Here is an 11,681-nt window from a genome sequence, read left to right as displayed (position 1 = left end):
CGAATTTTCTTAGCTGCCTGTACGGCAGTGAACACACTGGCGACCGGTCTGCGGCAACGAACACTTTTCTTAGCTGCCTGTACGGCAGTGAACGGAAACAGTTCAGTGGGAAGCGGGTCATTACATTTCTTAGCTGCCTGTACGGCAGTGAACTGTTGCAGAACCAATCTAATGGATTGTTTTTATGAGGACAATAGCCAAATATCTTCATATACCCATCTTTTTACTGTGATTAATAACTCGTTGAAAATATTGATGTAAAGTTGATGGTGCGAAAAAAGGGTCGTGCCAACTCAACCTGTTTGTTGGTTGCGGTTTTATTATGGTACTTTTGATATCCTTCCTGCCGCTTCTTGCTACTCTCTTACCCGTAAGGATTTTGTTATTGGGAATTCGCTTAGTTGCCGCCTCCCTGCAACTCGAATTATTTAGGGTATAGATATTTTCAGTTATATATTTTTAACGGTAATCAACGTATTGATTGGGTAAAAAAGTTTTAACTGAGAAAAAATACGTCATCATTTATTAAATATACTTTTTCAGGACTATTGCATATGGATAACGCATTCAGCCCGTCTGATTTGAAAACGATCCTGCACTCAAAGCGTTCTAATGTTTATTACCTGCAATATTGTCGTATTTTAGTCAATGGCGGACGGGTTGAATATGTTACCGATGAAGGTAAGCAGTCATTGTATTGGAATATCCCTATCGCGAATACCAGCGTTATTATGCTGGGAACCGGAACGTCAATTACTCAGGCGGCCATGCGAGAATTTGCCCGCGCAGGGGTCATGGTCGGTTTTTGTGGCGGGGGCGGAACACCGCTGCTCTCGGCAAATGAAGTTGAGGTTGATGTTTCATGGCTGACACCACAAAGTGAATATCGGCCTACTGAGTATTTACAGGATTGGGTGAGTTTCTGGTTTGATGATGAGAAGCGGCTGGCTGCCGCTGTTGCTTTTCAGAAAGTGCGTATCGCACAGATTCGTCATCACTGGCTGAATGCCCGTATGGAAAGAGAACAGAGCTTCACATTGAGTGGTGACAGGCTGCTGGCCCTGCTCGACCGTTATGAACAAAGCCTGCAAAAGTGTGCTGATAGCAATGATCTGCTGGCGCAGGAAGCGGTGATGACCAAAGCGTTATATAAGCTGGCGGCTAATGCTGTTAATTATGGTGATTTCATTCGTGCGAAAAGAGGCGGAGGTGTCGATCTGGCTAACCGCTTTCTTGATCATGGCAATTACCTGGCTTATGGGCTGGCGGCGGTTGCCACATGGGTCATTGGCTTACCGCATGGGCTGGCGGTGTTGCATGGTAAAACCCGTCGTGGTGGGTTGGTATTTGATGTGGCAGACCTGATCAAAGATGCGTTGATATTACCGCAGGCGTTTATTGCGGCGATGGCCGGGGATGATGAGCAGGAGTTCCGGCAGCGTTGCCTGAGTGGGTTTCAGCAGGCCGAAGCGCTGGATGTGATGATTGATGCATTACAAACGGTTGCCGGACAATTAAGTCAGGTCGGGCGATGAATATTTTATTGGTTTCCCAATGTAATAAACGGGCGCTGACGGAAACCCGGCGCGTACTGGACCAGTTCGCGGAGCGTAAAGGTGAACGCACCTGGCAGACGGCCATTACGCTGGAAGGGCTGAATACCTTGCGCAAACTGCTGCGTAAAACCGCCCGGCGCAATACGGCGGTTGCCTGCCATTGGATCAAAAGCGCCAACCGAACGGAATTATTATGGATCGTCGGGAATTTACGCCGTTTTAATACACAGGGCGTGGTGCCGACGAATACTACCGAGCGCGATATTCTGAAATCTCAGGATGAAAATCAGTGGCACTGCATTGAATCTGTCAGCCTGCTGGCAGGAATTGCCGGGTTGTTTCATGATTTCGGCAAGGCCAACATACTGTTTCAGCAAGGGCTGCGCGGCGAGGGCAAAATGTATCAGCCTTATCGCCACGAATGGATCTCCCTGCGCCTATTTCAGGCATTTGTGGGGGAGCAGGATGATCAAGGCTGGTTGAGCGCACTCAGCCAGATTAGCGCCGCCGACGAAGCAGCATTACTACAGCGGCTGCTGAAAGATGGCATCAACAGGTACAGTAATCCTTTTAAGATGCTACCGCCGCTGGCAACGGTCATCGCCTGGCTGATTGTTTCCCATCATCGTTTACCTGCTTATCCCGCCAGTAAGAGCGCATTTCCCGATCGTTATACCTACCCGCCGGAATTGAACTACGTCGAGAGTTGGCTCACACAACAGCTTACCACCGAGTGGAATTCAACCAATATGGATAGGGAAGGCTGGCGTGAAGAAGACAAACAGGCGGTCTGGCACTTTCCAAACGGCACGCCGATGCGCAGCGAGATCTGGTGTGGTAAGGCTCAGAAACTGGCGACCCGCGCACGGCAACTGAGTTCGCTGACGCATTACGGTATGCTGCGCCAGCGATTTACCAGCCATCTTGCGCGCTTGACCCTGATGTTGGCGGATCATCACTATTCTTCATTAGCGCCGACCACAGGTTGGCAGGATGCTACATACGCCGCCATTGCCAATACCGATCGCCAAACCGGACAGATTAAACAGAAGCTAGACGAACACTGCATTGGCGTTGGACAGAATGCTCTGTTGCTGGGGCGCAGCCTGCCTCATGTGCGAAAATCGTTGCCTTCCATCACCCGTCATAAGGGGTTTAAACAGCGCAGTACCAGTGAAAAATATCGCTGGCAGGACAAAGCGTTTGATGTGGCCTGCTCGCTACGGGAACGGTCGGTGGAGCAGGGTTTTTTCGGTGTGAATATGGCGTCTACCGGCTGCGGTAAAACATTTGCCAATGCGCGAATCATGTACGGGCTGGCAGATGAAAAACTGGGGTGTCGGTTTTCCGTGGCGCTGGGCTTACGTACCCTGACGTTGCAAACCGGGGACGCATTACGCGCCAAACTTACCCTGCAAAATGACGATCTGGCGGTGCTGATTGGTTCACAGGCTGTGTCGCAATTACATCAACTGCATCAGGATAACGCACGGTCCCTGAGCATGGGCAGTGAATCGGCGGAAGCTCTGTTCGCCGAGCATCAGTACGTTAGATATGACGGCAGTCTGGATGATGGCCGCCTCAGCGCCTGGCTAAACAAAAGCCCGGCGCTGCATAAATTACTGAGTGCGCCGGTTCTCGTAACGACTATTGATCATCTGATACCTGCCACGGAAGGTGTGCGCGGAGGGCGGCAGATTGCGCCCATGTTGCGGTTGCTCACCGCCGATTTGGTGCTGGATGAGCCGGATGATTTTGATATTGCCGACTTGCCCGCGCTGTGTCGTCTGGTGAATTGGGCTGGTATGCTCGGTTCGCGAGTGTTGCTTTCTTCCGCTACCTTGCCCCCGGCGTTGATTCAAGCGTTGTTTAACGCCTATTGCAGCGGGCGGGCAGACTACCAACAGGCATGTGGCAAGCCGAATATGCCAGTGAACATCTGCTGCGGCTGGTTTGATGAACATGCAGCCCTACAAAGCGATCATCAGACGGCTAAAACCTTTAAGCAGGCACATGAAGCATTTGTGGCGGCAAGGGTAGAGAAACTGCAACAGGCGCCGGTGTTGCGTCTGGCTAAGTTGGTTTCGGTTCCGGTTATCAGTACAAAAGTCAGTGAGGTAATTGCCGGTGTAGCGGCCAGTTTCCATCAATCAATGATGGCATTGCATCAGGCGCATCATCAAACGCATTCCTCCGGCAAAACGGTATCACTGGGGCTGATTCGTATGGCGAATATCAACCCGTTGGTGGCCGTAGCCCGTCATTTATTTATGCAGCCTTCTCCTGCTAGCTACCGTGTCCATTATTGTGTTTATCACAGCCAGCACCCACTGGCGATGCGTTCGTATATCGAACAACGGCTGGATGCTTCGTTAACCCGTTATAACCCAAATGCGCTCTGGCAAATGGATGAAGTACAGCAGGCGCTGGCGGATAACCCGGAACAGCATCATCTGTTTGTGGCGCTGGCCACTTCCGTTGCGGAAGTAGGGCGAGATCATGATTATGACTGGGCCATTGCTGAACCCAGTTCGATGCGCTCACTTATTCAGCTTGCCGGGCGTATTCAGCGCCATCGTCAGCAGAAACCCGCCACGCCGAATCTACATATTTTGCGTAAAAACGTAAAGGCGCTGCGCGATTGCCATCCGGCCTATTGTCGTCCTGGATTTGAATCATCCTCATCAGGCGATCCAACGCTAATCAGCTACGATTTGGAGAGTTTATTGACGGAAGAACAGTATCGCACCATCAGTGCCATTCCTCGTATTCAGCAGCGGGAGCCGCTTGCGCCGGCGCAGAATCTGGTGGATTTAGAGCACCATATGCTGCGTAAGGCGATGCAAGGAATGAAGAATTCAACGGATTATTATGCTGCGCTGTGGTGGAAAACACAGGCCGACTGGAGCGGTGAGTTGCAGCGCCTTAAGCCGTTCCGTCAGTCGTTGCCGGATGAACAACACTATTTATGGATAGCCGAAGAAGGCGACAAACCTGAATTCAAAATGCCGGACGGCGGTTATTCAGGCTGGAAAGAGAGTTATGTCTTTCAGGAAATTACCATTACGTTGGCAGAAGGCGTCAGCAGTTGGCTGATGGTGGACTATCAGGCTATTTATTCGCAACTGTCGGAGCGACTGGACATGGAGCTGGGGGCTGTCAGTCAGCGTTTCGGCGAGATCAATTTACCGGTTCGTGAAGCAGAGAAAAACGAAAGGTGGCTATGGCACCCGCTGCTAGGAGTGTTTGGCGCACTCGACTGAATATAAAAGGAGAGGAATGATGAAAGAGGACGGATTGAGTCGGTTTATAATCGACTATATCGAAAACCGCAAGCGGCTCAAACTTGAGGCGGCAGAGAAAAAATTTGCTGATGATGCACTGGCATTGGCGGTAGAACGGCAGGATATCGCATCCCGCTATCAGGTACAGGCGTGGTTAACCGATGCTGCTTCCCGCGCCGGGCAGATAAGCCTGGTGACACATGCGCTGAAATTTACCCACAGTGACGCCAAAGGCAGCAGCGTACTCAGCGCTCAGGCCCCGGAAGAGAACCATGAATATCTTTCTACCGCCACGCTGGAGCAACCAACAGTGGATGCGGTGGGAAATGCCGCTGCGTTGGATGTGGCAAAGCTGCTACAGACAGAATATCAGGGAGATTCGCTGGTGTCCGCGTTGCAACGTGGCGATCATTCCGCGCTTGCCGGGTTGGCGGATGATCCGCAGCAGCTTGCGCAGTGGGTCGCGGGGTTTAATCAGGTTTTGATGGATAAACAGCCTAGTTCGCATAAGCTGGTAAAACAGATCTACTTTCCTTTGTCAGACGCCCTTGCCGACGACCACTATCATCTAATCAGCCCGCTTTACTCTTCTTCACTGGCACAGGCGCTGTATCAGCGGATTACGGCTGCACGCTTCAGCGATGAGGCAAAAGCCGTACGCCAAGCCAGAAAGGAAAAACGCTGGCATGATGGTGTTGAGGTGTCCTATCCCAACCTGGCTGTTCAGAATATGGGAGGGACCAAGCCGCAGAATATTTCGTTTCTTAACAGCGCCCGTGGTGGCAAATCCTACTTACTGCCTTGTGCTGCGCCAATTTGGGAAAGCATTGCGAAGCCGCCGCTACAACATAAGTCAATTTTTCGCCCCCGTGGTGAATTCGAACACCTTTCGCGCTCGACGGTGCAGCAGATGCGGCAATTTCTGCTTAGTGTAGCGGCGGTCGGCAACACCATGGAAATCCGCCAGCAGTGTTGGGCATATGCCGATAGCATTATCGATAATCTGTTTAACTATGTGGCGGCGATACAGAATTTAGATGCAGGGTGGAGCAAGCAGGAAACCTGCCTCTTAAAACGTTCACAGCAATTGTGGCTCGATCCCTATCGGGCTGAATCTGATCAGGATTTTAAATTTGAACGTGACGGTGGTGACTGGAAAAAAGAGGTTGCGCATGACTTTGGCGTCTGGCTGAATCGCCAACTGGAACATGAACAACTGCGCTTTAGTGAGGTTGAGCGGCGAGAGTGGTCGACGGCAGCACTATTCAAACGCAGGATGCGGGAATCTGAATTCGCGCTGACGGAGGAGATGCAATGAGCTCGCTGATTGTTCTGCGCCATGTGAAGGTGGAAAATGCCAATGCCATCGCCGGGCTAACTTATGGCTTTCCGGCAATTACTCACTTCCTGGGCTACACCCATGCCCTTTCCCGCCAACTACAGCAAAGCCATAACCTGACGCTGCATGGTTGCGGGGTTATCTGTCATAAACAGCAGCTTCATACTTACGGCTCCGGTTGGGAGCGATCTTTCGCACTTACCCGCAACCCATTGACCAGGGAAGAGAAAACCGCGCCTTTCAATGAAGAAGGCCGTATGCATATGACGGTGTCTTTACTGATGGAATGTCACGGTATGATTGCCGATGGTGATGAAGGCGCTCGGACATTGGCGGATCACCTGTCCATGCTATGTGTCAACCAGCATCTGGCGGGCGGCATCATCACGGATATCCGTAAAATCGAGGTGATTGCCTTCCCGCAAAATGAGACGCAAACCCGTCGCATAATGCGCCGTTTGCTACCCGGTTATATGTTGCTGGATCGCAGTTCATTGCTGCAAAACCATTTTGCACAACGGCGAAATCATGAACCTGACGTGGAGATCATCGATGCCTGGCTGGATTTCGCGGCGATCAAGATGGGCGCTGCGGCAAATGGCGACGGCAATGAGCAGGTTGACTGGCGCTATCTGCCAAAACCAGGGGACGGTGGTTATTTAGTTCCATTGATGACGGGTTACCGGGCTATCTCGCCGCTGTACGCTGCTGGCGAGGTGGAGAAAACCCGTGATCCAACAACACCATTCTGTTTTGCCGAGTCAGTCTACGGCATCGGCGAGTGGCGAGGCGCGCACCGTATTGACGATCTTCACGCCGTGCTCTGGCATTACCACTATCACGATGGCTGGTATCAGTGCCGTAGTAAAACGGCGGTAACAACTGAAATCTACGAATTTAACGACGACGAATAATTGAAAAAGGATTTAATCATGGCTAAAGCAACTATTAAAACAGCATCAGTATTAGCGTTCGAACGTAAGCTGGCTAATTCCGATGCGCTGATGTTTTCTGGTAATTGGGATCAAACGTCCGGCTGGCAGCCCATTGAAATTAAAGAAAAAGCGGTACGTGGCACCATATCTAACCGCCTGAAAAACGCACTGGCCAGCGATCCTGCCAAGCTGGATGCCGAGATCCAAAAGGCCAACCTGCAACCCGTTGATGTTGCCGCCCTGCCTTTTGAGGTTGATACGCTAAAGGTCAGTTTTTCGTTACGTGTGCTGGGTAACCTGGCGACGCCGTCAGTGTGCAACGACCAGGATTATCAGGCGGAACTGTCGCGGGTGATTGGCGGTTATATCGCCGAACGCGGGTTTGGTGTGCTGGCGGCGCGTTATGCAGAGAATCTGGCCAATGGCCGCTTTTTGTGGCGTAACCGGGTAGGGGCGGAGGCGCTGAAAATAAGGGTAACTCAGGGTGAAAAAAGCTGGACGTTCAATGGTGAAGACTACTCTCTGAGGCAGTTCAGCAATCCAAAGGGTGATTTGGCGCAGTTGGCTGCTGCTATTGAGCAAGGGCTGTCTGGTTCAGACTCTGTATTTTTTAACGTTGAAGCATTCGTGCGTTTAGGTTCCGGTCAGGAAGTTTTTCCATCACAGGAGCTGGTGTTGGATGACAGCAGCAAGAGCAAGAAAAGCAAAATCCTGTACCAGGTGGATGGTACGGCAGCGCTGCATTCTCAAAAAATTGGTAACGCTTTGCGTACAATTGATGACTGGTATCCCGACGCGGTCGAGCTGGGGCTGGGGCCGATTGCGGTTGAACCTTACGGCTCCGTAACCAGTAGGGGGAAAGCCTATCGTCAGCCGAAGCAGAAAATGGATTTTTATACCCTGTTGGATAACTGGATCACCAAAGGAGGTGTACCGGAACAAAATCAGCAGCACTATGTAATGGCGACGTTGATTCGGGGCGGCGTGTTTGGCGAGAAAGGTGAATAAGGAGCAGTCTATGGATCACTATCTTGAGATACGTGTGCTGCCAGACCCTGAATTTACCGAATCAGACCTGCTAAATGCTCTGTTTGCCAAGCTGCATCGTTCACTGGGGCAAATGGCTGGGGGGAATATCGGCGTGAGTTTCCCTGAGGCCGGGAAAATGTTGGGCAAGACCATCCGTTTGCATGGCCCGGCACATGCTCTGTTTGCGTTGCAGGCGAGCAACTGGCTGAAAGGGTTGCGGGATTATACCCAAAGCGGTGAGATACAGCCGGTTCCGGTCGGGGCAAAATTCCGCACTGTGCAGCGAGTTCAGGTAAAAAGTAGCGCACTGCGTTTGCGCCGGCGATCGGTTCAAAAAGGCTGGCTAACTGAACAGCAGGCGCAAGAACAGATACCGCTTACCCGTGAAAAACGCACTAACTTACCTTTTTTACAGTTAAAAAGTCTGTCATCCGGGCAGATGTTCAAGCTGTTTGTCGCGCAAGGGCCAATTCAGGAAACGCCGGTCAAGGGGGAGTTCAGCTCATACGGGTTGAGCGCCACCGCCACGGTGCCGTGGTTCTGACCCTTTTTTTTCGGTCAATCCTAACGTATTGATTTTATACAGGGCTGGCCGAACTCTTAAAAAGAGGGTCTATACGCCATTAACGCTTTTTTTCTTTAAAAATCAGGAATAAACCATCAATTTACAACGGTTCACTGCCGTACAGGCAGCTAAGAAAAACGCTCAAATTCATCCCTTACCTGTTCTATGGTTCACTGCCGTACAGGCAGCTAAGAAAATCTCCGTCAATGTGCTCAAGCATGGAACGGGGTTCACTGCCGTACAGGCAGCTAAGAAAAATTCGTGCCGAATACTATCGCAACGCATAATGTTCACTGCCGTACAGGCAGCTAAGAAAATTAAGCCAGCAGCGCCCCAGGTACGCCATACGTTCACTGCCGTACAGGCAGCTAAGAAATCGCGCTGTAGTCTCTTACGGATTGGCTAATGGTTCACTGCCGTACAGGCAGCTAAGAAATTCACTGTTATTCCGGCTGCGCGGATGGCTTTGTTCACTGCCGTACAGGCAGCTAAGAAAAGTGCCTGCCGAATGTAGACGATTCGCGTCTCGTTCACTGCCGTACAGGCAGCTAAGAAACACGGTGTACCGACGACATCAAATTCGCCTGTGTTCACTGCCGTACAGGCAGCTAAGAAAACAAGAGATAGCGGCGTACGCATATTTGTATGGTTCACTGCCGTACAGGCAGCTAAGAAATAGACAGCATCAAATCAAAGGCGCGAATACTCGTTCACTGCCGTACAGGCAGCTAAGAAATCTGCATTGCCCCGTTCTATCGCCGCCTCAACGTTCACTGCCGTACAGGCAGCTAAGAAAGATAAGAGCCCATTTGATAATGCGTCGGGTGAGTTCACTGCCGTACAGGCAGCTAAGAAATAACATTGAAATTACTTACCTTTTTTAGACAGATTCACTGCCGTACAGGCAGCTAAGAAAGTAGTAAATGTAAGGCTGCACGTGGTGGTGACGTTCACTGCCGTACAGGCAGCTTAGAAATTCACAGGCCAGCGCCTGCTTTATGACCCCCTGTTCACTGCCGTACAGGCAGCTTAGAAAATGGAAATATAGCAACAAGGCAAGCAACGGAGGTTCACTGCCGTACAGGCAGCTTAGAAATTGCTATGACTTCCAGAGCCTGCGCTATCCCTGTTCACTGCCGTACAGGCAGCGCACTCAGTCGAGTGCACCAAACACTCCGAGCAGCGGGTGCAATAGCCACCTTTCGTTTTTCTCTGTTTCACGAACCGGTAAATTGATCTCGTCGAAACGCTGACTGCCTCCCCAGTTCCATGTCCAGTTGCGCCGACAGTTGCGAATAAATAGCCTGATAGACCACCATCAGTTGGCTGCTGACGCTTTCTGCCAACGTAATGGTAATTTCCTGAAAGACATAAATTGTCGTTTGCCTGCTATGCAATCTTTTTTGTTTTCATCCTATTTCAGGATACTCAACACAACTCACCTTTCATGAACGAACGCTTTGCTTTTCTGCCGTGTTAACCGTATTATTTTCGCGTTGATAATAGAAATATTTTACTCCGTCTATTTATAACTTTTCTCATAAGGATTTGATATGGCTAATTTGATTTACGCCAGTATTAACGGTCAAAAACAAGGTTTGATATCATCCGGTTGTTCAACTCTTGACTCAATTGGCAATCGCTACCAAACAGGCCATGAGGATCAGATACAAGTATTAGGTTTGAACCACAGTATCAGCCGCGATCAAAATGTATCTCACCATCCTATTCATTTTATTAAGCCAATAGATAAGTCATCCCCGTTATTAGGCATGGCAATTTCTTACAATGAAAAGATAGAGGTGACATTTTATTTTTATCGCGTAAATTCTGCTGGACAGTTAGAGCTTTATTATGAAGTTAAATTAACGGACGCGAGCATAGTAGATGTTACCTGTGTCTATCCGCACGTAATAGATAACAATGAAATCATGCCGTATGAAAAAATCCAGTTAAAATATAAAAGCATAGCATGGAACCACAAGACCGCGGGAACGTCTGGTTACAGTATATGGGAGGAAATGAGTATCTAGGATTCATTGTTTTTGATAACCAGCACGCTTTTTATGTGTGCTGGTGATTTACTCTTTATCACACAGAGCAATATCTTTTACATATTTATTGGGATCCATCCAGGATATTTTAGGGCAGACGTTATAACCTCTCTCACTAAGGTTATATGATATATATATTGATGAAAAAAAACTAACCACAGCGCCGAAGATAGCTATCATCGCCAATGAATTTGCTAATTTATTATTCATTTTTGCTGGTTCATTTTTTATTACAGAAAAAAATGCCAGATATGAAAAATAGAATAACAAAGGTACTGAAAATATTATAACTCCAACTTTCCATGAAAAAGTAATTACATCACTTGATTTAAAGAAATCTACGTATCCACTTAAAGAAAACCAGCCCCCCCAGCAGGAAAGCAGGAAAACCAATACTGCAAATGCGCCAACTAATGGCCTATTTACCTTAACCACGACTGTATCTCCCTGGGATATAAAAACGCACCCTATCAGATTTTTCTTTCATTTCTTACTCTTTGCAAAGAGCACTATCTTTCACATATTTATTGGGATCCATCCAAGATGTTTTAGGACAGATTTCATAACCATAACTTCTAAAATTATAAGATATATAGAAAGATGAAAACAAACTAATTATAGCGCCAATGACCATTATTATAAATAGAACCCCTCCTAGTTTGTTATTAATTCTCGCCACTTTATTCTGTATTACAGAATAAAAACATAGAAATGAAAAATATAATAACAAGGGAGTACCAAATACCATTAACCCAACTTTCCATGAAAAGACAATAACATCGTTTAACTGTAAAAGTTCCAAATAACTATTAAAAGAAAACCAACCAGTAAAGCATGAAATAAAAAAAAGAAAAACTGCAAATGCGCAAACTAATGACCTATTTACCTTAACCACGACTGTATCTCTCCAGGATATAAA

General features: G+C 48.7%; 10 protein-coding genes and 2 CRISPR repeat arrays (1 of these 12 running past the window's edge). Of the genes, 7 read left to right on the top strand and 3 right to left on the bottom strand.

The genetic code is table 11. From position 1 onward, the window contains the following. Positions 1-153: a CRISPR direct-repeat array (repeat unit 28 nt; unit sequence TTTCTTAGCTGCCTGTACGGCAGTGAAC); it reaches 296 nt to the left of the window's first position. Between the two features lie 401 nt (positions 154-554). Genes cas1f through cas6f form a run of 6 tightly spaced genes read left to right on the top strand, consistent with a single transcriptional unit; the run spans position 555 to position 8,687 of the window. Further along, the gene (gene cas1f, locus BIY29_RS16910) at positions 555-1,535 is read left to right on the top strand and encodes a type I-F CRISPR-associated endonuclease Cas1f (protein ID WP_170158963.1); all 981 of its coding nucleotides are present in this window, start codon (positions 555-557) and stop codon (positions 1,533-1,535) included. Continuing rightward, positions 1,532-4,819 carry a type I-F CRISPR-associated helicase Cas3f gene (gene cas3f, locus BIY29_RS16905; RefSeq protein ID WP_121576228.1) on the top strand — a complete coding sequence of 1,096 codons (3,288 nt, stop codon included), beginning with the start codon at positions 1,532-1,534 and terminating at the stop codon, positions 4,817-4,819. Before cas1f ends, cas3f begins: the two co-directional genes overlap by 4 nt. Positions 4,820-4,838: 19 nt before the next feature. Next, complete coding sequence (csy1, locus tag BIY29_RS16900; protein ID WP_121576227.1) at positions 4,839-6,158, top strand: type I-F CRISPR-associated protein Csy1; 1,320 nt, start codon at positions 4,839-4,841, stop codon at positions 6,156-6,158. Continuing rightward, complete coding sequence (csy2, locus tag BIY29_RS16895) at positions 6,155-7,093, top strand: type I-F CRISPR-associated protein Csy2 (RefSeq protein WP_121576226.1); 939 nt, start codon at positions 6,155-6,157, stop codon at positions 7,091-7,093. The genes csy1 and csy2 overlap by 4 nt, the downstream gene beginning before the upstream one ends. Before the next feature lie 18 nt (positions 7,094-7,111). Continuing rightward, positions 7,112-8,122, top strand: coding sequence for a type I-F CRISPR-associated protein Csy3 (csy3, locus tag BIY29_RS16890; RefSeq protein WP_121576225.1), 1,011 nt, complete (start codon positions 7,112-7,114; stop codon positions 8,120-8,122). 10 nt (positions 8,123-8,132) lie between these two features. Beyond that, positions 8,133-8,687, top strand: coding sequence for a type I-F CRISPR-associated endoribonuclease Cas6/Csy4 (gene cas6f, locus BIY29_RS16885; RefSeq protein WP_121576224.1), 555 nt, complete (start codon positions 8,133-8,135; stop codon positions 8,685-8,687). Between the two features lie 129 nt (positions 8,688-8,816). Beyond that, positions 8,817-9,864: direct repeats of the CRISPR family, unit length 28 nt; unit sequence GTTCACTGCCGTACAGGCAGCTAAGAAA. Between the two features lie 61 nt (positions 9,865-9,925). Here cas6f and BIY29_RS20885 read toward each other — a convergent pair. After that, positions 9,926-10,054: a hypothetical protein gene (locus tag BIY29_RS20885; protein WP_276310297.1), complete on the bottom strand. Its 129-nt coding sequence runs from the start codon at positions 10,052-10,054 to the stop codon at positions 9,926-9,928. A gap of 207 nt (positions 10,055-10,261) precedes the next feature. On the opposite strand from BIY29_RS20885, the gene BIY29_RS16880 reads away from it, so the two are divergent. Then, the gene (locus tag BIY29_RS16880) at positions 10,262-10,741 is read left to right on the top strand and encodes an Hcp family type VI secretion system effector (RefSeq protein WP_121576223.1); all 480 of its coding nucleotides are present in this window, start codon (positions 10,262-10,264) and stop codon (positions 10,739-10,741) included. 48 nt (positions 10,742-10,789) lie between these two features. On the opposite strand, the gene BIY29_RS16875 is transcribed toward BIY29_RS16880, so the two are convergent. Both BIY29_RS16875 and BIY29_RS16870 read right to left on the bottom strand, forming a co-directional pair. Further along, positions 10,790-11,197, bottom strand: a complete 408-nt coding sequence (locus BIY29_RS16875; RefSeq protein WP_121576222.1) for a DUF1240 domain-containing protein — start codon at positions 11,195-11,197, stop codon at positions 10,790-10,792. Between the two features lie 55 nt (positions 11,198-11,252). Continuing rightward, entirely contained in the window at positions 11,253-11,657 is a 405-nt protein-coding gene (locus BIY29_RS16870) for a DUF1240 domain-containing protein (RefSeq protein WP_121576243.1), read from the bottom strand. Positions 11,658-11,681 lie beyond the last annotated feature (24 nt).

Source organism: Brenneria alni (assembly GCF_003666245.1).
Classification (GTDB): domain Bacteria; phylum Pseudomonadota; class Gammaproteobacteria; order Enterobacterales; family Enterobacteriaceae; genus Brenneria; species Brenneria alni.
The sequence above is the reverse complement of the archived record's forward strand: the minus strand, read 5'-3'. Positions and strand labels throughout refer to the sequence as shown.